Below are 23,228 nucleotides of genomic sequence, written 5' to 3'. Positions count from 1 at the left end.
CCACGGCTTCAACGTGCATTACAACCAGGTCGTGCCGCGCGCCGATCTGGACGTGATCATGGTCGCCCCGAAAGGCCCCGGCCACACCGTGCGCTCCGAGTACCTCAAAGGCGGCGGCGTGCCCTCGCTGATCGCGGTGCATCAGGACGTCTCCGGCAAAGCCAAGGACCTCGCTCTGTCCTACGCCGCAGCCAACGGCGGCACCAAGGGCGGCGTGATCGAGACCAACTTCCGCGAAGAGACCGAAACCGACCTGTTCGGCGAGCAAGCCGTGCTGTGCGGCGGCGCGGTCGAGCTGGTGAAGATGGGCTTCGAAACCCTGACCGAAGCCGGCTACGCGCCGGAAATGGCCTACTTCGAGTGCCTGCACGAGCTCAAGCTGATCGTCGACCTGATGTACGAAGGCGGCATCGCCAACATGAACTACTCCATCTCCAACAACGCGGAGTTTGGCGAGTACGTGACCGGCCACGAAGTGATCAACGAAGAGTCCCGCTACGCCATGCGCGAAGCACTCAAGCGCATCCAGAGCGGTGAATACGCCAAGATGTTCATTCTCGAAGGCAAGACCAACTACCCATCCATGACGGCCCGCCGTCGCCTCAACGCAGCCCACCCGATTGAACAGGTGGGCGGTCAGCTGCGCGAGATGATGCCGTGGATCATGAAAAACAAGCTGGTCGACCAGTCCAAAAACTGACGCCTCTCCTGTGGGCCCGCCGGCCGTTACCGGACACTGCACCACGGCGTTCGGTAACGGCCGACGCCGTTTCGGCCGTCGAATGTTTCTCACCGGGCGAGCCCCCCCGCCAGATGAACGAGAACAGACCCTAACCAGCCTGGCCAACCGTGGCCATTGAACCCGAGCGCACCATCCCAATGTGTTTTCGGAGTTTCACGATGCGTCCGTGGCGTTATGCACGAAGGGGAATCGTCCCGCCATGCTATAAAACGCCAACGCTTCCCGCCGGAAACATTTTTTTGCCCAGAAACGGCTCACATCACAGACGCCCATGCTCAAAAAACGCTTGAAAATCGCCCTCGCCCTTGCCGTTCTCGGTACCACCTCCAGCGCCAATGCCCTCGTGATCGGCGCGGGGTCCGCCACGGGCAACTGCTTCCCCTTTGGCTGCAGCTACTGGACGCCGACCTACCAGCAGGTCTATGACGCATCGGCATTTGACGCGCCCCTGCCGATCTCCACGCTGAGCTTCTATCGCAGCATCGATACCTGGAGTGGCAACGCGCCCAACACCGGCATCTATACCTTCTCGCTGTCGACCACGACGGCCGCTGTCGATGAATTGTCGGCAAACGCTACGGCCAACCTCGGCGGTAATGTCCTGACGGTATTCACCGGCGCTCTGCCCACCGACGTGGCCCCCGGCAGCCGCATGGACATCTTCCTCGACAACGCCTTCAACTACGATCCGCTGTTCGGCAACCTGCTGCTGAGCATCAATGTCACCGGGCTGGCCAGCAGCGGCAACACCCTGTCTTTCGATGCGGTAGATAACGCGTCCGACGGCACGAGCCGCCTCTATATGGCCGGCGGTTTGCGCGATTCGACCGGGCTGGTCACCGGGTTCAACGAAGCGCTTTCGCAGCCCGTCGAGCACGACCAGCTTGCCAACCCCGTGCCCGAACCCACCTCGCTGGCGCTGTTCGGCCTCAGCCTGGCCGGTCTGTTCGGCGCGTACCGCCGACGCAAGTGATCTGAGCGCGCGCAACACAAAAAGCGGCCACCCGGCCGCTTTTTCCGTTTGGCCCGCCGCTAATCCGGCGACGCCGCATCCTCATCAAACAAGCCCGGCTGCGCGCCGCGCGCTTCACCCGCTTCCTCCACAAAGCGCACCCCCACTCCCAGCAAACGCACCGGCCGCGCCTGACGCGCATGCGCGGTGGCCAGCAGTGCCGGCCAATCGACCGCGTCGGGCGTGGTCGCCACGCACTCGGCGGTGGTGCGCGTGAAATCATTGAAGCGAATCTTGACGAAGGCCTTGTGCACCGCCGGGGCCGGGTCGAGTCGATCAAAGCGCCGCTGGAAATCCGCCAGCAACGGCGCCACCGCCGCCACGCAGGCGGCCAGATCCGGCAAATCGGTGACATAGGTCGTCTCGACCGACAGCGACTTGCGCGGCCGATCCGGCAACACCGAGCGCTCGTCGATGCCACGGCACAATCGGTGCAGGCTGCGCCCGAAGGACCCGAACTTCGCAATCAGATCCGCCAGCGCCCATTCACGCAGATCACCGCAGGTGAGAACGCCCAGACGCTCCAGTCGCGCCGCCGTCACTTGCCCCACGCCGAACAGTTTCTTGACCGGCAAGTCGACCACGAAGGCGTCGACCTCTTCCGGCCGAATCACAAACTGCCCGTTCGGCTTGCGCCAGTCACTGGCGATCTTGGCCAGAAATTTGTTCGGCGCGATGCCCGCCGAGGCGGTGATGCCCACCTCGGCAAAAATCCGCGTGCGGATCTCCTCCGCCATCAGCGTCGCGCTGCCACGGCAGCGATCCACACCGCTCACATCGAGGTAAGCCTCATCCAGCGATAACGGCTCGACCTTGTCGGTGTAGTCGCGGTAGATGGCCAGAATCTGCCGCGAGGCCGCCCGATAGCGCTCAAAGTCCGGCGGCAGCACCACCAGCTCAGGACACATGCGCAGCGCCCGCCCGGTCGGCATCGCCGAGCGCACGCCAAACGCGCGCGCCTCGTAATTGCAGGTGGCGACGACCCCTCGCGTCTCGGCCCGACCGCCCACGGCCACCGGCCGCCCCACCAGGGCCGGATCGTCGCGCATCTCGATGGCGGCATAGAAGCAGTCGCAATCGCAGTGGATGATCTTTCGGGTCATGAAGCGAAGTGTGCCGTCAATTGAGGATGGGCGCCGAGCATCGGTGCACTGATTGAAGCCGCGCTTTGCAAACAGCATCATCCTAGAAACCGTAGTTGGACGCGCCCGAGTGTGCGCCTGGCGGGCTGTCTGGCAAGGCGCGACGACACACAGCCTGCACGCTGCAAGGAGGCGCAACGCAGCAAGGCGGCCTGCCAGGCGTGCAACCGGGCGCGTAGCGCTATCACCCAGCGGGTAATCGGCCTCAAAGTCGAAAGCTTCGCATGTTCAATACCTGGCTCACGGGCACAAGCGGTCAACTGCGGTTGCTAGGATCATTTGTCTGACACACTATCGCGACTTCCCCCACCGAAAGGAGACCATGATGTCGAGTGTTGGCTATCACGAACCCATCGAAGAGCTGTCCGACGAGACCCGCGACATGCACCGCGCGATCGTCTCGCTGATGGAGGAACTTGAAGCGGTCGACTGGTACAACCAGCGGGCCGATGCCTGCAAGGACAAAGAGCTGAAGGCCATCCTTGAACACAACCGCGATGAAGAAAAAGAACACGCGGCGATGGTGCTGGAGTGGATCCGGCGCAAGGACCCGGCCTTTTCCAAGGAAATGAAGGATTACCTGTTTACCAAAAAGGCGATCGCCCACAAGTAGGCCTGCCAGACATGAAAAAGCCCGCGATGCGGGCTTTTCATGGCCGAGGCGTCCGGCTCAGACGCTGGCGCGTTGCACTCGACGGTTGCGCACTGCCTCGGCAAGAATGTTGAGCACCCGCACGCTGTCTTCCCAGCCGATGCAGGCATCGGTGATGCTCTTGCCGTATTCGAGTTCGCAGCCGGGTTTGAGGTCCTGGCGGCCATCCTTGAGGTGCGACTCAACCATCACGCCGATGATGCGATCGTCGCCAGCCGACATCTGACCGGCCACGTCTTCGGCCACTTCGATCTGCAGCTGATGCTGTTTGCGGCTGTTGGCGTGAGAGAAGTCGATCATCACGCGGGCCGACACGGAGCTGGCGGCCAGCTCCTTGCAGGCGGCGTCGACACTGGCGGCGTCAAAGTTGGTGCTCTTGCCGCCGCGCAAAATGACATGACAGTCTTCATTGCCGCGGGTCGACACAATCGCCGAATGACCGGCCTTGGTCACCGACAGAAAATGGTGCGGCGACTGCGCGGCCTTGATGGCATCCACGGCGATCTTGATGTTGCCGTCGGTGCCGTTCTTGAAACCCACCGGGCAGGACAGCCCCGAGGCCAGTTCGCGGTGCACCTGGCTTTCGGTGGTGCGCGCGCCGATGGCGCCCCAGCTGATGAGGTCGCCGATGTATTGCGGGGTGATCATGTCGAGGAATTCGGTGCCGCAGGGCAGACCGATTTCATTGATGTCCCACAGCAGCTTGCGGGCGAGGCGCACGCCTTCGTTGATCTTGAAGCTGTTGTCCAGATACGGGTCGTTGATCAGGCCTTTCCAGCCCACCGTGGTGCGCGGCTTTTCGAAGTACACGCGCATGACGATCAGCAGGTCGTCCTTGAGGCGATCGGCTTCTTCCTTGAGCAGACGTGCGTATTCCATCGCGGCGTCGTAGTCATGAATGGAGCACGGGCCGATGATCACCAGCAGGCGGTCGTCGGCGCCATACAGAATGCGATGCAGCGCCTGACGCGCCTCATAGGACGTTTCCGCAGCGCGCTCGGTGGCCGGAAATTCGCGCAGAACATGGGATGGCGGCACCAGTTCTTTGATTTCCTTGATGCGGACATCGTCGATATGAAGCAAGATTGACGCAGGCATGATGGCTTTCCGTGTGGCTTTTTGAATGAAATTTAGCCCTTGAGTGTAGCCCAATCGCCGTCAGTTTGCTGCAATGCGGCGCCGCTGACGACAACTCGGCGCCGCGCGAATCGATCCGCACGCCGTCGCCCGGAATATTTTGCGCACTCCGGCTGTTTACCCGGCGTCCCCTGCCATTGACTTGAACACCCCGATGATCGACGCAGAAGCCCTCATAGCCGAACTGCCCCGCTTGCGCCGCTATGGCCGCGCATTGCTGGGCGATGTCGCGCGGGCTGACGATCTGGTGCAGGACACCATCGAGCGCGCCTTGCGCAAAGCGGCGCACTGGCAAGGCGGCAACCTGCGCGCCTGGCTACTGACGCTGATGCACAACGTGTTTGTGAACCAGGTGCGCCGCAACGACGCGCTGCGTGGCGCCAGCGAAGCCGATGCCGTCGAACTGGCGATGCGCGACGCGAGCAGCGACGGTCTGGGCCTGCGCGACCTCGACCGGGCCATGCAGACCTTGTCGGCCGATCATCGCGAAATCTTGCTGCTGGTGGGGCTGGAAAATTTGCGCTACGAAGAAATTGCCGGTGTGCTCGATGTACCGATCGGCACCGTGATGTCGCGCCTGTCGCGCGCGCGCACCCAGTTGAAAGCACAGCTTGACGGCAGCCCCGCCCGACCGGCCCTGACGCGGGTGAAATGATGATGAAACAACCCGACTCCGCCCTGCTGCACGCCTTCGCCGATGGTCAGCTCGAGGCCGCCGAACACACCGACGTGGCGCAATGGCTGACCAGCCACCCCGAAGCCGCCGCCGAGGTGGCCGCCTGGCAAGCGCAAAGCGCCGCGATGCATGCGGCCTACGACCCGATGCTCGACGACGCCGTGCCCCCACATTTGCTCGCCGCGGCGCACGGCGGCCGCGCGGCGGCGGCCGGCTCACGCTGGGGCATGGCCGCCGCCATCGGCTGGCTGGCCATCGGGCTGGTCGGCGGCTTCATTGCCGGGCGCAACACCGACACCGCCCCGACAACGACGGCGCAGATCCCCCTGGCCCGGCAGGCGGCTGTCGCGCACGCCGTGTATGCGCCGGAAGTGCGCCATCCGGTCGAAGTGGGCGCCGACCAACGCGACCACCTGCTGGGCTGGCTGTCAAAGCGGCTGGGGCACCCCATCGTTGCCCCGGCGCTCGAAGCGCTGGGCTACCAACTGGTCGGCGGACGCTTGCTGTCCGGCCCCGCCGGCCCGGGCGCGCTGCTGATGTACGAAGACGCCAGCGGCGAGCGGCTGACCCTGTTTGTGGGCGCGGACACCGATGAGAGCGCCACCGCCTTCCGCTTTGCCGAGCATGACAAGGTCAATGTGTTCTACTGGGTCGATGCCGGCTACGGCTATGCGCTATCGGGCACCTTGCCGCGCGAGCAGCTGCTCACCGTCGCCACCGCGGTCTATCGCGCGCTCAACCCCTGAACCCTGCACCCGAAATCGCATCTGACTGTAAGCATCGCCGGCCCTGGCCGGTCAGATGCACTGACATGTTCATAAAGAGTCCGCCATGCTGATCAAACACGCTGCCGATACCCGCCCCTCCGAGATCACCTCGCCCGAGTTGTACGCCGACCGCCGTCGCTTTCTGCGTCTGGCGGGCGCCGGCACCGCGGCGCTCGCGCTGGGTGGCCCGACCGAGTTGCTGGCGGCACAAGCGCGAGATCTGGGCCCGCTGGTCAAGAGCCCCTTCACCGTCGACGAGCCGCTCACCCCACGCAAGGATGTGACCCGCTACAACAACTTCTACGAGTTCGGCACCGACAAGGGCGACCCGGCGATCAACGCCCACCGCATGAAAACCGACCCGTGGACGATCAAGGTCGAAGGCCTGGTCGGCAAGCCGCGCACCTTCGACCTCGACCAGATCTACAAGCTCGCGCCGCTCGAAGAGCGCATCTACCGCCTGCGCTGCGTTGAGGCCTGGTCGATGGTGATCCCGTGGGTCGGCTTCCCATTGTCTGCCCTGCTCAAGGCGGTCGAACCGCTGGGCAGCGCCAAATACGTGGAGTTTGTTTCGCTGTTCGACCCCAAGGTGATGGACACCCGCCCGGTGCTCGACTGGCCCTACAAAGAGGGCCTGCGCCTGGACGAAGCCATGCACCCGCTCACCCTGATGGCCGTTGGCCTCTACGGCGAGGAGCTGCCCAACCAGAACGGCGCGCCGGTGCGCCTGGTGGTGCCCTGGAAGTACGGCTTCAAGAGCGCAAAATCCATCGTCACCATCCGCCTCACCGACAAGCAGCCCAACACCTCCTGGAACGATGCCGGGCCGGGGGAGTATGGTTTCTACTCCAACGTGAACCCCGATGTTGACCACCCGCGCTGGAGCCAGGCCAAGGAACGCCGCATTGGTGACTTCCTCAAGCGCAAGACCCTGCCCTTTAATGGCTATGCCGATCAGGTCGCGTCAATGTACGCTGGCATGGACCTTCGCAAAAACTTCTGACCACGACTCATGACTGCCACCCCCGCTCCCCGCTCGCCTTCGATCAAAGCGCTCTCGCCCCAAAAAATCAGCGCGCTGAAAGTGCTGGTATTCATCCTCAGCCTGATCCCGCTCGGCCTGCTGCTGCTCGCCTTCTTTCAGGATGAGCTGGGTGCCAACCCGATCGAGACCATCACCCACGCCACCGGCGACTGGACCCTACGCTTTTTGCTGATCACGCTGGCGGTCACCCCGCTGCGCAAGCTCACCGGCTGGCACTGGTTGCTGCGGCTGCGGCGGATGCTCGGCCTGTTCACCTTCTTCTACGCCGTGCTGCACTTTGGCACCTACATCGTGCTCGACCAGTTCTTTGACTGGCGGGCCGTGGTGCTCGATGTGCTCAAGCGGCCTTACATCACCGTCGGCTTTGCCGCCTTTGTGCTGCTGGTGCCGCTAGCCGTGACCAGCACCAATGCCATGGTCCGCCGCCTCGGCGGCCGGCGCTGGCAAGCGTTGCATCGCTCGGTGTACGGCATCGCCATTCTGGGGGTGGTGCACTACTGGTGGCTGGTCAAGGCTGATGTGTTCGCGCCGCTGATCTACGCGCTGATCCTGGCCGTGCTGCTGGGCCTGCGCGCCTGGTGGCGCGAGCAGGAGCGGCGGCGCCAACGTGCTGCACCGCCGCCGTCAGCGACTGGGCGCAGTCAGGGACGGATCATCCCCATCCTGCCGCAGTAGATCCACCGCGGGCGGCGACTCGGCGCGATAAACCTGATGATCTGATCGATAGTCATCGACTGCAGCGTGGCCCCGCAGCCAGGCCGCAAACCAGCATCGCGCACGCGACAAAGCCCGCGCGCTGCCACATCAACAAAGAAGAAAAGCCCCCCATTCACGCCTATCCGTTCCGGCCTTCGGGCTGGCTGGCGGCACACGGGCGACACTTTATTCTTGACGAATGGCCGCAAGGCGCGGCGGCGCAACAACGCCGCCGTGCTGACTCAGGCCGAGGTCGGGCGAATCGCCGATTTGGGCCGGAAGACCTTGACCACCGAGGCGTGTGCTTCAACGTACGGCCCGCCGATGAGGTCGATGCAATACGGCACGGCGGCGAAGATGCCATCGACCAGCGACTCACCCGCTGCGTTCTTCAGGCCCTCCAGCGTCTCCTTGATCGACTTGGGTTGGCCCGGCAGATTGATGATCAGGCTCTTGCCACGGATCACCGCCACCTGACGCGACAAGATGGCCGTTGGCACGAACTTGAGACTGATCTGGCGCATCTGCTCGCCGAAGCCCGGCATCACTTTGTGCGCCACCGCCAGCGTCGCCTCGGGCGTGACATCGCGCGGCGCGGGGCCGGTGCCGCCGGTGGTCAGCACCAGCGCACAACCGGCCTCGTCACACAGTTCAATCAGCGTGCGTTCGATGATGGCCTGGTCGTCCGGAATCAGGCGGGTTTCCATCTCCCACGGCGAGCTGAGCGCTTGCGAAAACCAGTCACGCAGCGCGGGCACGCCCTTGTCTTCATAGCCACCGCTCGATGCGCGGTCACTGATCGAAACGAGGCCAATACGAAGGGTGTCGGTGCTCATGGGCGGGCTGCTCTCTAGTCGTTTTTGGGGGATTCGTCGATCTCTCGCAAAATGCGAAAGATCTCGCGATAAGCGCGCGGCGGCTTCTGCGCCTCGCGCTCCTTGAGCGCATTGCGGCGCAACACCCGCAGGCGTTGCAAGTCCACGCCTGGATGGCGCTCTGCCAGTTCAAACAGCATGCCCTCGTCTTCGAGCAGGCGCTCACGCTGACGCTCGAGCCGGTGCTGTCGGGCAATCTCTTCGGCCGACACCCCATTGAACACATCGAGCATGGCCTGGATCGGCTCCACGTCGATGGTGCGCATCAGCTTGCCGATGTATTGCAGCTGACGGCGCCGCGCCTCCATCTTGAAGCGCTGGCAGGCGCGCACGGCATCGCGCAGGTTGTCGGGCAGCGGCACTTTCTTGAGCCGGTCAGCCGACAAGTCCACCAGCTCGGCGCCCAGATGCTGGAGCGCATTCGAGTCCTTTTTGCGGCGGGTCTTGCTCGGCCCTTCGGGCAGCTCATCTTCGGTTTCGATCGGATCGTGATCGGTCATATACGTAGGCAATTGGCGGAAACGGTTAAGATTATAGCTTTCCCGCACCCGCCCCCACTGTCCATGTCCGCAAACGGCTTCAGTTACTCTCAGGACGCGCTGCGCGAAATCGCCAGCGACATTCTCAAATACGCCCGCGACAAGGGCGCCACCGCCTGCGAAACCGATGTCTCCGAAGGCGTCGGTGCCTCGGTGGCGGTGCGCCGCAGCGAAGTCGACACCATCGAATACAACCGCGACAAGGGCATCGGCGTCACCGTCTATGTCGGCCAGCAGCGCGGCTACGCCAGCAGCTCCGACTTCACCCCGGCCGCCCTGCGCGCCACGGTCGACGCCGCCCTGTCGATTGCCCGCTTCACCGCCGCCGACGAATTCGCCGGTCTGGCGGATCGCGAACTGCTTGCCACCGACTTCCCCGACCTCGACCTTCACCACCCGTGGGATCTGCCCGTCGAGCGCGCCATCGAACTGGCCCGCGAATGCGAAGCCGCCGCCTTCGAGCGCGACACCCGCATCAGCAACTCCGAGGGCGCCAGCGTCTCGCGGCAGGAGTCTCACTTTATCTCTGCCAACAGCCTCGGCTTCATGGGCGGCTACGCCTCGACCCGGCACTCGGTCTCGTGCTCGGTCATTGCCGGCGAAGGCGACGGCATGCAACGCGACTACTGGTACGACAGCTGCCGCGACGCGAGCGAGCTGGAATCCGCCAAGGCGATCGGCCACACGGCCGCCGACCGTGCCGTGGCGCGCCTCAACGGCCGCCAGATCTCAACCTGCGACGTACCCGTCATCTTCGAAGCACCGCTCGCCGCCGGACTGATCGGCAGCTTCGTGCACGCGGCCAGCGGCGGCGCGCTGTATCGCAAATCCACCTTCCTGCTCGACAGCCTCGGCAAGGCGGTGTTCTCGCCGTGCATCAATATCGCTGAGCGCGCCTATATCAAAAAAGGGCTCGCCTCCGGCCCCTTTGACGATGACGGCGTTCAGACCCGCGACCGCGACGTGATCATCGACGGCGTGCTGCAGGGCTACTTTCTCGGGGTTTACTCTGCCCGCAAGCTGGGCATGCAGACCACCGGCAATGGCGGCGGCGCTCACAATCTGCTCGTCACCCCCGGCCAGGACGACTTCAAGGCCTTGGTCCGCCGTATGGGCCGCGGCCTGATCGTGACCGAATTGCTCGGCCATGGCGTCAACTACGTCACAGGAGATTACTCCCGTGGCGCCGCCGGCTTCTGGGTTGAAAACGGAGAGATCGCCTACCCGGTAGAGGAAATCACCATAGCCGGCAACCTCAAGGACATGCTGCTCGGCATCGAAGCCGTCGGCAGCGACGTGCATCGTCGCGGCTCAAAGCAAACCGGCTCCCTGCTCATCAACCGGATGACAATTGCCGGCGCCTGAGAAAAAATGAAACGCCATTTCACGTTTGACGGGAAAACCCCTATTTCTCAGGCTGCAAACCGATTCCTATAATTTGCCGCGGTCTAACGAACCACGAACAATTATTTCCGCCCACGTCATAGCGAGGAGACTTATGGAACGCCGTTCCTTTCTGAAAAAAACGGGTGTCGGCATCGCCGCCGGCGCAGTTGCAGCCCCCGCCATCGCACAAGGTCTGCCTGAGATCCAGTGGCGCTTGGCCTCGAGCTTCCCGAAGAGCCTTGACACCATCTACGGCGCCGCCGAGATGTTCCAGTCCCGCGTCGCAGCCGCGACCGGTGGCAAATTCCAGATCCGCGTGTTCGCGGGCGGTGAAATCGTCCCGGCCTTCTCGGTCATGGACGCAGTCAAAGACGGTACGGTCGAATGCGGCCACACCGCTTCGTATTACTTCTTCGGCAAGGACCCGGCCTTCGCACTGGACACCGCCGTGCCGTTCGGCCTGAATGCGCGTGAATTCAACGCCTGGTTCATGCACGGTGGCGGCAAGGAGTTGCTGCGCGAGTTCTTCGCCGGCTACAACATCATGAACTTCCCGATGGGCAACACAGCCGCTCAGATGGGCGGCTGGTTCCGCAAGGAAATCAAGTCGGTCAAGGATCTTGACGGCCTGAAGTTCCGCGTCGGGGGCTTTGCCGGCAAGGTCCTGTCCAAGCTGGGCACCGTGCCGCAGCAGATTCCGGGCGGCGACATCTACCCGTCGCTGGAAAAAGGCACCATCGACGCAGCCGAATGGATCGGTCCTTATGACGACGAAAAGCTCGGCTTCCAGAAAGTCGCCCAGTTCTACTACTACCCGGGTTGGTGGGAAGGTGGTCCGAACCTGTCCCTGTACATCAACCAGGACAAGTGGAAGGCCCTGCCGGAAGAGTACAAAAACATCATCGAAGCCGCGGCTGCCGAAGCCAACGTCGACATGCTGGCCAAGTACGATGCCAAGAACCCGGACGCCCTCAAGCGTCTGGTCGCCGGTGGCGCCAAGCTGCGCCCGTTCCCGCGTGACGTCATGGACGCCAGCTACAAGGCCGCCCAGGAAGTGTACGCAGAAACCACCGCTGCCTCCCCGGCCTTCAAGAAGATCTACGAGGCCATGGTCAAGTTTCGCGACGACCAGAACCTGTGGCACAGCGTGGCGGACGGCAACTTCGACCGCTTCATGCAGACCCGCAAGCGCTAATCCGCTTCGCCGTCTGCCTGATGAAGAACCCCGCTCCGGCGGTAATGCCGTTCAGTTAGCGCTGAACGGCATTTTTATTTCTCGTTAAGCAGTTGTGAACATTAGGAACTCCTGTTAACGTCCGGCTCGATGCTCTCGAGCCAATTACACGCCACGACGCAAATCATTCCCGTGGCCGGTTTGAACCGGTTGGCTGAGCATTTGCCGGCGGCGTGGATTGAGCAGGCGTTGGACTTAACGGGTACGGCCAGTGTTCGGCGGCGTCGGCTTCCCGCCGAACAGGTGGTATGGCTGGTCATCGCACTGGCGCTGTATCGGGGTCAGTCGATGCCCGAAGTGCTCGCTACGCTGGATCTGGCTTTGCCACAGGCCGCTGATCGGCCAGTTAGCAAGAGCGCGGTGACTCAAGCGCGTCAGCGCTTGGGCGCACCCGCAATGCAATGGCTGTTTGCCCGAAGCGCTCGGGCCTGGTGTGATCAGGATGCCCGACGCCACGCCTGGAAGGGGCTGTCGCTGTGGGCGGTGGACGGCACGACTTTCCGCGCGCCGGACAGCACCGAGAACCGGGCACACTTCGGCGCTCAGGGCTACGCCAGTGGCAAGGTGGCCAGCTACCCGCAGGTGCGGGCGGTCAGCGTCACGGCCATCCCGACCCACCTGGTCTCGGACATCGCCTTCGGCCCTTACGGCCAGAACGAGATGCTGTACGCCAAGACGCTGATTGAACGGATCGCTGATCATTCGCTCACGGTCTTCGATCGCGGCTTCCTCAGTGCTGAAATCCTGCTGGGGCTGACGATGGGCGGGCAGGGGCGTCATTACCTGATTCCGGCCAAATCGAACACCAAGTGGGAAAAGCTCTCGGGCTCCGCGGACGACTGTCTCGTACGCATGCGCGTCTCGCCCCAGGCCCGAGCCAAGGCGCCGCAGTTGCCCGAGTACTGGACGGCGCGGGCCGTGCGGGTGGTCTCAACCAGCGGCAAGGAGCGGGTGCTACTGACTTCGTTGCTCGACCGCCGGCGCTTTCCAGCCAAGGCCTTGGCCGAGTGCTACCGGCGCCGCTGGGAGATCGAGACGAGCTATCGCGAACTCAAGCACTCCATGCTTGGCGAGGCGCTCACGCTGCGCAGTGCTCAACCGGCCGGCATTGAGCAGGAGATATGGGGCGCGCTGATCGCCTACAACCTGGTGCGCCTGGAGATGGCCAAGGCCGCCATTGAGGCGCGTGTCGAACCCACTGATCTGAGCTTCTTGCGGGCGTTGCACATCCTGCAACACGAGATGATCTGGGCCGCCGGTATGGCTCCAGGCAAGCTACCTGCCCACCTCAACCGCTTGCGAAAGCGGCTTCAGTTCGCCATCGTGGAAAAACGACGGGGGCGTCAAAGCCCCCGTCAGGTCAAAGCACTGCCAAAACGTTACACCGTTCGGTATCTCAAAAAAGACCTTAACTGAACGGCATTACCGCTCCGGCGGGGTTTTTCTTTTGCACCATCGAAAACAACAGCACCAAGCAAAACGGCCACCCTGGGGTGGCCGTTTCAGCATCGGGTGCGCCCGGTCACACCTGCATGTTCATGATGTCCTGATACGCCGACACCAGGCGGTTGCGCACTTGCGTCATCTGCTGGAAGCTGAGGTTGGCTTTTTGCAGGTTGACCATCACTTCCTGCAAATTGACATTCGGGTCGCCGGCCGAGAAGGACTTGGCCATCGTCTGGGCGTCTTGCTGGGCGGCGCTGACATCGGCCAGGGCGTTCTGGAGCGCATCGTTGAAGCTGACGCCATCCGGCGTTTCGGTGGCCGCAGACGCACTCTTGCCGCCAGCCGTCTGAGCGGTGGCACGCAGTTCGTTCAGTACTTGATCGATGCCGCGAGTGTCCATGGTGGTTCCAGCAATTCCTGCGCTATCGGTGGTTTCTTATCAGCAAGGCGCATGCCATGCCGACGCCCTCAGTCGACAGGGTAGCCCTCTTCCCGGTACTGCTGCAATTTGTAGCGCAAGGTGCGCTCAGAAATGCCAAGCTTTTCAACAGCTTTCTTGCGTGAGCCGCCCATGGCCTTGAGCGTGCCGAGAATGTGCTCGCGCTCCAGGTCTTTCATGTTGCTGCTGGTGCCGGACGCGGCAGACGCGCCCAAAGCGGCAATATTTGCCGGTTCGGCGGCAGCACTTGCCGGCGGTCGCGGCGTGCTGCTGCCCAGGCACAGGCGCAGCGTGTCGGCGCGAATCACGCCGCCAGTGGCCAGAATCAGCGCGCGCTGCATGGCGTTGTCGAGCTCGCGGGCGTTGCCCGGCCACGGGTGGGCGCGCATCAGCTCGGCGGCGTCATCGTCGATCACCGCCTGGCTGCCCAGCCGCTCACTTTGCCGCGACAGAAAGTGTCGCGCCATCGGCAGGATGTCGCCCGGCCGCTCGCGCAACGCGGGAATCGGCAGCGGGAAAACATTGAGCCGGTAGTACAGGTCTTCGCGGAAGCGCCCGGCGGCCACTTCGGCGGCCATGTCACGGTTGCTGGTGGCGAGCACGCGCAGATCAAGTTGCACCGGTTTCTTGCCCCCCACCCGCTCGACTTCGCGCTCCTGCAAGACGCGCAGCAGCTTGGCCTGCAGGCTGAGCGGCATCTCCGAAATTTCATCCAGCAGCAAGGTGCCGCCGTCGGCCTGTTCGAACTTGCCGGCCTGGGCGCTGTGCGCGCCGGTGAAGGCGCCCTTTTCATGACCGAACAAAGTGGCTTCGAGCAGGTTGTCGGGAATCGCCGCGCAGTTGATGGCCACGAAGGGCTTGGCTTTGCGCGGTGAGTGATTGTGAATGTAGCGCGCGAAGACTTCCTTGCCGGTACCGGATTCGCCCGAGAGCATCACGGTGGCGTCGGTGCCGGCCACACGCGCGGCCAGACTGAGCAGCTCGCGGGTGCGTGGGTCTTCGGCGATGGTGCCGCTGTCGCTGACCGACACGGCGGCGTAGCGGCGCACATGGGCGTGCAAGGCATCGGGTTCGAAGGGCTTGAGCAGAAAGTCGCACGCCCCGCCCTGCATGGCGGCCACGGCTTTTTCGACATCGCCGAAAGCGGTCATCAGCATCACCGGCAATTGCGGCAGTCGCGCGCGGATCTCGCCGAGCAGCGTGAGGCCGTCCATGGGCTCCATTTTGAGATCACTGATGACGAGGTTGAAGACGCCGCGCCCGAGCGCTTCGAGCGCCGCGGGGCCGCCATCGACGGCGGTCACGACATGGCCTTCGAGTTCGAGGATCAGCGTGACGGCGTCGCGCAGTGCGGCGTCATCTTCGACCAGCAGGAGGTTCAAGGGCTCACTCATGGGTATTCTCGTCAACGGTGTCGCCGGCGGTCAGCGGGACCACCAGCCGGAATCGGGTGCCCTCGCCGGGCCGGGAGACCAGGTCGATATCGCCACCATGGGCGCGCGCGACACCACGGGCAATCGCCAGGCCCAGGCCAGTGCCTTCGGCGCGGGTGGTGAAGAAGGGCTCAAAAAGACGTTGCTGCTGATCGGCGGAAATCCCCGCGCCGGTGTCTTCAACCACAAAGCTCACCTGCTCGGCGTCGCGCGTGGCGCGCAGGCTCACCTTGCCGCCGGCCGGGGTGAACTGCAGGGCGTTCTCGAGCAGATTGGTGAGCGCGCCGGCCAGCGCCTTGCGGTCGGCCACCAGTCGCGTGGTGCCGCACTCGCAGGCATGGGTGAATTCGATCTCGCGCTGACGGGCGATGGGCTCCAGCGTGTGGGTCAGCTCTTCGGTCAGCGCGCACACCGGCACCGGCTCGCGGCCGAGGCAGTCGCCACGGGCAAACAGCAGCATGTCGCGGATCAGGCGTTCGAGGTGGCGCAGGCGCTCGACGGCGCGGTCGGCGATGCGGCCGCGTTCGGACTCCGGCAGCTGCCCCTTGCCCAGCGTGGCGGTATACAAGAGCGCCGCCGACAAGGGCGTGCGCAGCTGGTGCGCCAGACCCGCCACCATCTCGCCCATGGCCGCCAGGCGCGCGTTGCGCTCGGCCTCGCGTTGCATGCGGTGGGTGTGGGTGACGTCGTTTATCAGCACGATACTGCCCTCGCCCGACTCCAGATGCGTGGACGACATGGCGATACGACGCGCCGCCTCGCCCTCGCCCAGTTCCAGTTCGCCCGGGGTTTCGGTGGCCGCCAGCCGCTGGGCCAGCGCGCTCCAGGCCATGCCCTCGATGGATTCGCCAAGCCAGTCCCGCGCGGCGCGGTTAGCTTGCAACACGGTGCCCTGACGGTCGAGCACCAGCACGCCGGCCGGCAAGGCGCCCATCAAGACCGACAGGCGCTCGTTGAGCTGCCCGACCTGCCCCTGCAAGCCGGCATAGGCATCGGTCAGCTCGGCCGAGGCGCGGTTGAACAGGGCAAAGGCTTCGGCCAGCTGGGCGGCGTCAAGCGACGGCGCGGCGGTCTCGTTCATGACAGGTTCGGTAGGTAGACGCTTTTCCACAGTGCGAAGCCTACGGGTGGACCTTGTGTTTAGAGGCGGCAAATAGGCGGCAAAAACTGCCGCTTATTCTGCCTAAGCTTTTCCGTCTTGGCGCAGACAATGCGTCTCATCCGTCAAAGCGATTCCGTGAAGGACCGAAGCAATGGCCACCGCACAAAATGCCGCTACCGTACCGGGCTCCCCGATACAGCACGCGTTCGAAAACTTCAGCGCCATGCCCGGGCGCCAGAAAATGGCGCTGCTGGCCGCCGTGGCAGCCGCCATTGCGCTGGTTGTCGGCGTGCTGCTGTGGAACCAGTCGTCCAGCTACGCCGTGCTGTTCTCCAATCTGGAAGAGCGCGACGGCGGCGCCATCGTGACCTCACTCCAGGCGCAGAACGTGCCCTACAAATTTACGCCGGGCGGTGGCGCAATCATGGTGCCCAGCGACCGGGTGCACGACATCCGCCTGCAATTGGCCGCCCAGGGCTTGCCACGCGGCGGCATGGTCGGCTTCGAGCTGATGGAGAACCAGAAACTCGGTGTGTCACAGTTTCATGAGCAGATGAACTACCAGCGCGCGCTCGAAGGCGAGCTGGCGCGCACCATTCAGGCGATCGGCTCGGTCGCCAACGCGCGGGTGCACCTGGCCATCCCCAAGCGCAGCGCCTTCTTGCGCGACCAGCAAAAGCCGACCGCCTCGGTGTTCGTCAATCTGCGCGCGGGCCGCAATCTGGATGGCGCCAAGGTCGCCGGCATTGTGCATCTGGTGTCCTCCAGCGTGCCGAACATGAGCAACGAGAGCGTCAGCGTCATCGATGAAACCGGCAAGCTGCTGACCGATTCGAATGACCCGATGCGTGTCGCCGGCCTGGACCCGACGCAACTGCGCTATGTGGAAGATATTGAGTCGGCGTATGTGCGGCGGATCGAAACAATCATCGAGCCCATGGTCGGCAAAGGCAATTTCCGCGCCCAAGTGACCGCCGATGTCGACTTCAACCGGGTCGAGCAAACCGACGAGATCTACAAACCCAACCCCTCGCCGCAGCAGGCGATCCGCTCGCAACAAAGCAACGAGGTGCTGACCCGCGACCCAGGCGCCAAGGGCATCCCCGGCGCCCTCACCAATCAGCCGCCCGTGCCGGCCACGGCACCGATCACCAACCCGGCAGTCGGTGGCGCCGGCGCGGCCGCCGATGGCAACTTCCTCACCCGCAACGCCAGCGGCACCACCAACTACGAGGTGGATCGCACCATTTCGCACACCACGCGCGCAACCGGTGCGATCCGCCGGCTGTCGGTCGCCGTGGTGCTCAACCACCGCACCGTCACCGACAAGAATGGCAAAGAGACCACGACGCCCTTGTCGGACGAAGAGATCGCCCGCATCAACAATCTGGTGCGCGAAGCCATGGGCTTCAACGCCGAGCGCGGCGACAGCCTCAACGTGGCCAACACCGAATTTGCCGCCGGCATCACCGAAACACTGCCCGAACTGCCGCTGTGGAAAGACCCCGAGATCATCGACATCGGCAAACAGGCGCTGCGCTACCTGATCGTGCTCGCCGTGCTCGCCTATGTGGCGTTCGGGGTCATCAAGCCGCTGCTCAAAACCCTCACCCCACCGCCCGCAGGCGACGAAGAAGACGCCACACCGGGCGCCGCGGCCGGCGAAAGGACCTACGATGAAGAGGGTGAGGAGGTGACGCTCTCCGAGTCGGCGCGGCAGAAAAACAGCTACGAAGCCAAGCTGGCTCAGGCGCGCGAAACCGCCAAGAACAACCCGAAGCTGGTCGCCAACATGATCAAGGAATGGATGGGCGTCAATGAGGAGGCGCGCAAATGAGCGCGGAAGAAGGACTCGAAAAGAGCGCCCTGCTGCTGCTCTCGCTCGGCTCTGACGAAGCGGCCGAGGTGCTCAAGTTTCTCGGCCCCAAAGAGGTCCAGAAGCTCGGCATGGCCATGGCCAAGCTGCCTTCGCACCCGCGCAGCAAGGTCGAGCCCCTGCTCGACGAGCTCGAAACCCACTGCGAGCAAGGCTCGCCGATCGAGGCCGACGAAGAGCAGATCCGCGCCATGCTCACCAAGGCGCTGGGCGACGACCGCGCCGCGCACATCATCTCGCGCGTGCTGCAAGGCTCCGACACCGCCGGCATCGAAAGCCTCAAGTGGATGGACGCCGCCACCGCGGCCGACCTGATCAAGAACGAACACCCGCAGATCATCGCCACCATTTTGGTGCACCTGGAAAACGACCAGGCCGGCGAGATCCTGAAAGCCTTCACCGACCGCCTGCGCAACGACGTGCTGCTGCGCATCGCCACGCTGGACGGCGTGCAGCCGGCCGCGCTCAAGGAACTCAACGACACCCTCACCCGCACCCTGTCGGGTGCATCCAACGTCAAGAAGGCGGCCATGGGCGGCGTACGCCACGCCGCCGACATTCTCAACTTTGTCGGCGCCGCGGCCGAGACCGCGATCATCGACAACGTGCGCGAATACGACCCGGATCTGGCGCAGAAGATCCTCGACGAGATGTTCGTCTTCGACAACCTGATGGACATCGACGACCGCGGCATCCAGACCCTGCTGCGCGAAGTGCAGTCCGACTCGCTGGTGGTCGCACTCAAGGGCGCCCAGGCCGAGTTGCGTGAAAAGATCTTCAAGAACATGTCTCAGCGCGCGGCCGAAATGCTGCGCGAAGACCTCGAATCGCGCGGCCCGGTGCGCCTGTCCGAGGTCGAGGGCGAGCAGAAGGAGATCCTCAAGATCGTGCGCCGTCTGGCAGAGGAAGGCCAGATCATGCTCGGCGGCAAAGGCGGCGACGATGCCTTCGTTTAAAGGACCACGGGCATGAGCTTTCGCCACCAGGCCGTCGGTGCTTACCGCCGCTGGGAGCCGCCCAGTTTTGACGCCCGCGAGCCGGAGTCGGAACCTGAGTCCGAGCCCGAGCCGCTTGAGCCGAGCGCCACAACCCCAGCGTCAGTCCCAGAACCGGAGACACCCGCCTTCAAGCTGCCGACCGCCGACGACATCGAGAAAATCCACGATGCCGCCCACAAGGACGGTTACGCCGCCGGCTACGAAGAAGGCACCGCCCGCGGCCGGATGGAGGCGCTGCAACTGCACACGCTGGTCGAAAACCTCGACACCGCGCTCAAGCAGGTCGATCAGGACGTGGCCGAAGAGATTGTCGCCCTGGCCATCGAAATGACCGCCCAGATGGTCAAGCGCAGCATTGCCGCGCATCCGGAAAACATCGTCGATCTCGTCCGCGAGGCGCTGCAGCAACTGCCGCAGGTGCGCGCGACGATTCATGTTCATCCGGACGATGCCGCGCTGGTGCGCGAATACCTCGGCGAGCAGATGAGCCACCACGAACACCGCATCTACGAGGACGACGCCCTCACCCGCGGCGGCTGCACCATCGAAGCCGAAGGCGCGATGGTCGACGCCACCGTGCAGACCCGCTGGCGGCGCATCATGGAAACCATGAACGCCGACGACATCCGCTGGGATCCGAAAGACTGATGGAACGTCACACCGAAACCTGGCGCCATGTGCTGGCCGACGGCAAACGCCTCGCCGCCGCCAACAGCCCCTTCCAGCTCTCCGGCCGGCTCACCCGCATCAACGGGCTGGTCATGGAGGCGGCCGGGCTCAAGCTGCCGCTCGGCTCGGGCTGCCGCATCGTGGTGCCCGGCGGCGGCTCGGTCGAAGCCGAGGTGGTCGGTTTTCACGGCGAGCGCATCTTCATGATGCCAACCGATGACATCTTCGGCCTCGCCCCAGGCGCGCAAGTGCTACCGATGGAGCCGGTGCAGCCGCGCCTCGTCGCCGGCCAGCGCACCGTGCCACGCCGGCGCGCCTCCGACCGCGCCAAGCACCTGCCGATCGACGACTCCCTGCTCGGGCGCGTGGTCGACGGCGCCGGCCGTCCGCTCGACGGCCTCGGCCCCATCGACACCGAAGACACCCGCTCGCTCCAGAGCCGCCCGATCAACCCGCTGCAACGCGCACCGATTGCCCAGTCACTCGACGTCGGCATCCGCGCCATCAACGCCCTGCTCACCGTCGGCCGTGGCCAGCGGATGGGTCTGTTTGCCGGCTCCGGCGTGGGTAAGTCGGTGCTCATCGGCATGATGGCGCGCTACACCAAGGCCGATGTGATCGTGGTCGGGCTGATCGGCGAACGGGGCCGCGAGGTGAAGGAATTCATCGAGCAGAACCTCGGCGCCGAAGGCCGTGCGCGTTCGGTGGTGGTGGCCGCCCCCGCCGACACCAGCCCGCTGATGCGCCTGCAAGGCGCCGCCTACGCCACCACCATCGCCGAGTACTTCCGCGACCAGGGCAAGCAAGTGCTGCTGATCATGGACTCACTCACCCGCTACGCCATGGCCCAGCGCGAAATCGCCCTCGCCATCGGCGAGCCGCCCGTCACCCGCGGCTATCCGCCCTCGGTGTTCGCCCGCCTGCCGGCCTTGGTCGAACGCGCCGGCAACGGCCCCGACGAAGGCGGCTCGATCACCGCCTTCTACACCGTGCTCACCGAAGGCGACGACCAGCAAGACCCCATCGCCGACGCCGCCCGCGCGATTCTCGACGGCCACATCGTGCTCTCGCGCACCCTGGCCGACCAGGGCCACTACCCGGCCATCGACATCGAGCAGTCCATCAGCCGGGCCATGCACAATCTGGTCAAGCCCAGCCACTTCGAGCATGTGCGCCGCTTCAAGCTGCTGTTCTCCCGCTACCAGCGCTCTCGCGACCTGATCGCCGTGGGTGCCTACCAGGCCGGCGCCGATCCGGTGCTCGATCAAGCCGTCGAAGCCTACCCCGCACTCGAAGCCTTCTTGCAGCAAGGCATCGATGAACGTGAAGGCTTCGACGCCGCCGTGGCAAACTTACACACACTCTTTGGCGACGAGGTGTGATACTCATCTTGTCGCCCAGGACGGAATCAGCCCCTAAAGATTTCGCCCCCCGAACCGTAAGCCCTGTTGCGGAAAGCGCACAGCGCCGACCGCGCATCGGAGAACGTGGATGAGCAAGACGTTTCCGTTGCAGCCCCTGCTGGACCTGGCCAACAACCGCATGGATGGCGCCGCGCGCCGTCTGGGTGAGTTGATTGCCGGTGAAACCGAGGACTGTCGAAAGCTCGAACTGCTCGAAAACTACCGCGCCGAATACCAGCAGCGCTTCCAGGAAGCCTGTAGCGAGGGAATCGGACCGGACGCCTGGCGTAACTTCAGCCTGTTCATCAACAAGCTGGATGAAGCCGTCAGCGCCCAACGCGCAGTCGTCGAACAGGCACGCAAGAGTACGGCCCATGGCCAGAAGGCATGGATGGATCAGCGCAACAAGGTGAAAGCCTTCGACACGCTGTCCCAACGCCATGTGGCCAAGGAAGCGCGCATCGAGTCTCGTCGCGAGCAACACGCCACCGACGAGCACGCCAGCAAGCAACATCGGGATCGCCACCAGGACAGCTGAGCCACTGGCACGGGGCTTGCAACAGATCGCCTGAACATTCCACTCAAGGAAGACGGCGATGCCTGAAATGGCGAATTCCTCCCTGTCGCAGTTGCTCAGTTCCGCCACGACGCGAAACGCGTCCGCACGCGAGCGCAACGCAGCCGATGCCAGCACCCCCTCCTTCTCCAGCACGCTCGACCAGAAAATGAAAGCGCCCGAGCGCCCGGCAGAGCGAGCGGTTGACCGCAGCGCAGCGCAGCGCCCCGCCACACCCGAACCCTCACGCGGCCCGCACGCGCCGGCCAAGCCCGCGGCCCCGTCCGAGGCTCGCCAGAATACGGCGCCCACCAAGCCGAAAGACGCCGAGGCCGGCGCACGCACTGAGGCAGCGGCCAATACACAAGCAACAACCGACACCACGGCTGTCGCAAACGCGACCACGGCAACAGCGGTCACCGACGCGCAAGCCATCGACGCCGAGGCCGAGGCCACACTCATCAGCGCCAGCGGCGACCCGGCCAACGCCGTACCTGCGGCAGCGCTTGCCGCCACACCGGCAGCGCTTGCCGCCGTCACGGCAAGCCCCGCCGTCGCCGCCGATGCGCAAGCTGCCGTGGATGCCGACAGCACCGATCAACCCGTGCTGGCCCGCACCACCCGCGGCGACACACCGAGCCTGAACGGCCAGGCGCACCACCCCAAAGCCGCCACAAGCACCGCCGAACCAAGCACCGGCCTGACCGCCACCACCGCCGACGATGCCCCAAGCGCGGCGCCCACTGCCCAAGCCCGCCCGGGCCGCTTCGCCGAGCTGCTGGCCGCCAACACCGCCCCGCGCGGCGACCGCGTCGGCGCGCTCACGACCGAGTCATCCAGCATGCCGGGCAATATGGGCAGCTCTGCACTGAACGCCGCCATGGGCGGTGTTCAAGTGCCCGCTGCCGACCGCCCGCAAGCCGCGCAGGCCGCACTGCCCGTTCATGTCGGCACGCCAGCCAGCGACGCCACCTGGGGGGATGCCGTGGCCAACCGGGTGTTATGGCTGGTTGGTCAGAACAACAGCAAAGCCGAGTTGATTCTCACGCCGCCCCACCTGGGCAAGCTGGAAATCTCGCTCACCGTCACCGGCGACACCACCACCGCTCAATTCACAGCCGCCACGCCGGCGGCCCGCGAAGCGCTGGAACAAGCCATGCCGCGCCTGCGCGAGATGCTCGAACAGGCCGGCGTGACGCTGACCGACAGCAACGTCAACACGGCAAACCGGGACGCCAATGGCGAATCCGGACGTGGGCAAGGACACGCGGGCAATGCGCGCGGCGCCGACGTCGCACAGGAAAATTTGATGTCACGCGGCGGCCCCTGGCTGCAGCGCGGCGAAGGAATGATCGACACATTCGCTTAAGGGCGCGGAATAGCGGGCTTCTGCCACCGCTATT

Annotated in this window: 23 protein-coding genes; 16 read left to right on the top strand and 7 right to left on the bottom strand. The window is 64.5% G+C overall.

Annotated features, from left to right (window positions below; all coding sequences use genetic code 11):
• Positions 1-700 (top strand): ketol-acid reductoisomerase (ilvC, locus tag FHP89_RS16985; RefSeq protein ID WP_144178875.1); only part of this gene is annotated, 700 nt, incomplete at its 5' end.
• A gap of 313 nt (positions 701-1,013) precedes the next feature.
• The gene (locus FHP89_RS16980) at positions 1,014-1,715 is read left to right on the top strand and encodes a PEP-CTERM sorting domain-containing protein (protein WP_144178876.1); all 702 of its coding nucleotides are present in this window, start codon (positions 1,014-1,016) and stop codon (positions 1,713-1,715) included.
• A 59-nt stretch (positions 1,716-1,774) separates the two neighbouring features.
• Here FHP89_RS16980 and dinB read toward each other — a convergent pair whose 3' ends face one another.
• Positions 1,775-2,857: a DNA polymerase IV gene (gene dinB / locus FHP89_RS16975; protein WP_144178877.1), complete on the bottom strand. Its 1,083-nt coding sequence runs from the start codon at positions 2,855-2,857 to the stop codon at positions 1,775-1,777.
• Positions 2,858-3,218: 361 nt separating this feature from the next.
• On the opposite strand from dinB, the gene FHP89_RS16970 reads away from it, so the two are divergent.
• Entirely contained in the window at positions 3,219-3,509 is a 291-nt protein-coding gene (locus FHP89_RS16970; protein WP_260851655.1) for a ferritin-like domain-containing protein, read from the top strand.
• 57 nt (positions 3,510-3,566) lie between these two features.
• Here the strand turns inward: FHP89_RS16970 and aroG are convergent, their stop codons facing one another.
• Entirely contained in the window at positions 3,567-4,646 is a 1,080-nt protein-coding gene (aroG, locus tag FHP89_RS16965; protein ID WP_144178878.1) for a 3-deoxy-7-phosphoheptulonate synthase AroG, read from the bottom strand.
• A 193-nt stretch (positions 4,647-4,839) separates the two neighbouring features.
• Between aroG and FHP89_RS16960 the strand changes: the two genes are divergently transcribed.
• From FHP89_RS16960 to FHP89_RS16945, 4 genes are all read left to right on the top strand, one after another.
• On the top strand, positions 4,840-5,340 hold the full coding sequence (locus tag FHP89_RS16960) for an RNA polymerase sigma factor (protein WP_144178879.1): 501 nt from the start codon (positions 4,840-4,842) through the stop codon (positions 5,338-5,340).
• Complete coding sequence (locus tag FHP89_RS16955) at positions 5,337-6,107, top strand: anti-sigma factor family protein (protein ID WP_222105432.1); 771 nt, start codon at positions 5,337-5,339, stop codon at positions 6,105-6,107. The genes FHP89_RS16960 and FHP89_RS16955 overlap by 4 nt, the downstream gene beginning before the upstream one ends.
• An 85-nt stretch (positions 6,108-6,192) precedes the next feature.
• Positions 6,193-7,131, top strand: a complete 939-nt coding sequence (msrP, locus tag FHP89_RS16950) for a protein-methionine-sulfoxide reductase catalytic subunit MsrP (RefSeq protein WP_144178880.1) — start codon at positions 6,193-6,195, stop codon at positions 7,129-7,131.
• Between the two features lie 9 nt (positions 7,132-7,140).
• Complete coding sequence (locus tag FHP89_RS16945) at positions 7,141-7,848, top strand: protein-methionine-sulfoxide reductase heme-binding subunit MsrQ (RefSeq protein ID WP_144178881.1); 708 nt, start codon at positions 7,141-7,143, stop codon at positions 7,846-7,848.
• 263 nt (positions 7,849-8,111) lie between these two features.
• Here the strand turns inward: FHP89_RS16945 and mog are convergent, their stop codons facing one another.
• Together mog and yjgA are read right to left on the bottom strand one after the other, a co-directional pair.
• Complete coding sequence (mog, locus tag FHP89_RS16940) at positions 8,112-8,705, bottom strand: molybdopterin adenylyltransferase (protein WP_144178882.1); 594 nt, start codon at positions 8,703-8,705, stop codon at positions 8,112-8,114.
• Between the two features lie 14 nt (positions 8,706-8,719).
• Positions 8,720-9,244, bottom strand: coding sequence for a ribosome biogenesis factor YjgA (yjgA, locus tag FHP89_RS16935; protein ID WP_144178883.1), 525 nt, complete (start codon positions 9,242-9,244; stop codon positions 8,720-8,722).
• Positions 9,245-9,307: 63 nt separating this feature from the next.
• Here yjgA and pmbA point away from each other — a divergent pair, with 63 nt between their 5' ends.
• The 3 genes from pmbA to FHP89_RS16920 all read left to right on the top strand — a co-directional run bounded on the left by pmbA (position 9,308) and on the right by FHP89_RS16920 (position 13,319).
• Entirely contained in the window at positions 9,308-10,648 is a 1,341-nt protein-coding gene (gene pmbA / locus FHP89_RS16930) for a metalloprotease PmbA (protein WP_144178884.1), read from the top strand.
• 133 nt (positions 10,649-10,781) lie between these two features.
• Positions 10,782-11,864, top strand: coding sequence for a TRAP transporter substrate-binding protein (locus FHP89_RS16925; RefSeq protein WP_144178885.1), 1,083 nt, complete (start codon positions 10,782-10,784; stop codon positions 11,862-11,864).
• Between the two features lie 129 nt (positions 11,865-11,993).
• A complete protein-coding gene (locus tag FHP89_RS16920) occupies positions 11,994-13,319 on the top strand; it encodes an IS4 family transposase (RefSeq protein WP_144178886.1) in 1,326 nt (441 codons plus the stop codon).
• 106 nt (positions 13,320-13,425) lie between these two features.
• On the opposite strand, the gene fliE is transcribed toward FHP89_RS16920, so the two are convergent.
• The 3 genes from fliE to FHP89_RS16905 form a co-directional block, all read right to left on the bottom strand.
• Positions 13,426-13,749 (bottom strand): flagellar hook-basal body complex protein FliE, encoded by a 324-nt coding sequence (gene fliE, locus FHP89_RS16915; protein ID WP_144178887.1) that lies wholly within the window; start codon positions 13,747-13,749, stop codon positions 13,426-13,428.
• 68 nt (positions 13,750-13,817) lie between these two features.
• The gene (locus FHP89_RS16910; protein ID WP_144178888.1) at positions 13,818-15,182 is read right to left on the bottom strand and encodes a sigma-54-dependent transcriptional regulator; all 1,365 of its coding nucleotides are present in this window, start codon (positions 15,180-15,182) and stop codon (positions 13,818-13,820) included.
• Positions 15,175-16,302: a sensor histidine kinase gene (locus FHP89_RS16905; protein WP_144178889.1), complete on the bottom strand. Its 1,128-nt coding sequence runs from the start codon at positions 16,300-16,302 to the stop codon at positions 15,175-15,177. The genes FHP89_RS16910 and FHP89_RS16905 overlap by 8 nt, the downstream gene beginning before the upstream one ends.
• A gap of 172 nt (positions 16,303-16,474) precedes the next feature.
• Here FHP89_RS16905 and fliF point away from each other — a divergent pair, with 172 nt between their 5' ends.
• The 6 genes from fliF to FHP89_RS16875 all read left to right on the top strand — a co-directional run bounded on the left by fliF (position 16,475) and on the right by FHP89_RS16875 (position 23,194).
• Positions 16,475-18,160, top strand: a complete 1,686-nt coding sequence (gene fliF, locus FHP89_RS16900; protein ID WP_144178890.1) for a flagellar basal-body MS-ring/collar protein FliF — start codon at positions 16,475-16,477, stop codon at positions 18,158-18,160.
• Positions 18,157-19,155: a flagellar motor switch protein FliG gene (fliG, locus tag FHP89_RS16895; RefSeq protein WP_144178891.1), complete on the top strand. Its 999-nt coding sequence runs from the start codon at positions 18,157-18,159 to the stop codon at positions 19,153-19,155. The genes fliF and fliG overlap by 4 nt, the downstream gene beginning before the upstream one ends.
• A gap of 12 nt (positions 19,156-19,167) precedes the next feature.
• Positions 19,168-19,845: a flagellar assembly protein FliH gene (locus FHP89_RS16890; RefSeq protein WP_144224976.1), complete on the top strand. Its 678-nt coding sequence runs from the start codon at positions 19,168-19,170 to the stop codon at positions 19,843-19,845.
• Positions 19,845-21,248 (top strand): flagellar protein export ATPase FliI, encoded by a 1,404-nt coding sequence (gene fliI, locus FHP89_RS16885; RefSeq protein ID WP_144178893.1) that lies wholly within the window; start codon positions 19,845-19,847, stop codon positions 21,246-21,248. Before FHP89_RS16890 ends, fliI begins: the two co-directional genes overlap by 1 nt.
• 109 nt (positions 21,249-21,357) lie before the next feature.
• The gene (fliJ, locus tag FHP89_RS16880; protein ID WP_144178894.1) at positions 21,358-21,807 is read left to right on the top strand and encodes a flagellar export protein FliJ; all 450 of its coding nucleotides are present in this window, start codon (positions 21,358-21,360) and stop codon (positions 21,805-21,807) included.
• Positions 21,808-21,874: 67 nt separating this feature from the next.
• On the top strand, positions 21,875-23,194 hold the full coding sequence (locus FHP89_RS16875; RefSeq protein WP_186300349.1) for a flagellar hook-length control protein FliK: 1,320 nt from the start codon (positions 21,875-21,877) through the stop codon (positions 23,192-23,194).
• Positions 23,195-23,228: the final 34 nt, after the last annotated feature.

Origin of the sequence: Denitromonas ohlonensis (assembly GCF_007625205.1) — a bacterium.
GTDB lineage: Bacteria > Pseudomonadota > Gammaproteobacteria > Burkholderiales > Rhodocyclaceae > Nitrogeniibacter > Nitrogeniibacter ohlonensis.
The sequence above is the reverse complement of the archived record's forward strand: the minus strand, read 5'-3'. Positions and strand labels throughout refer to the sequence as shown.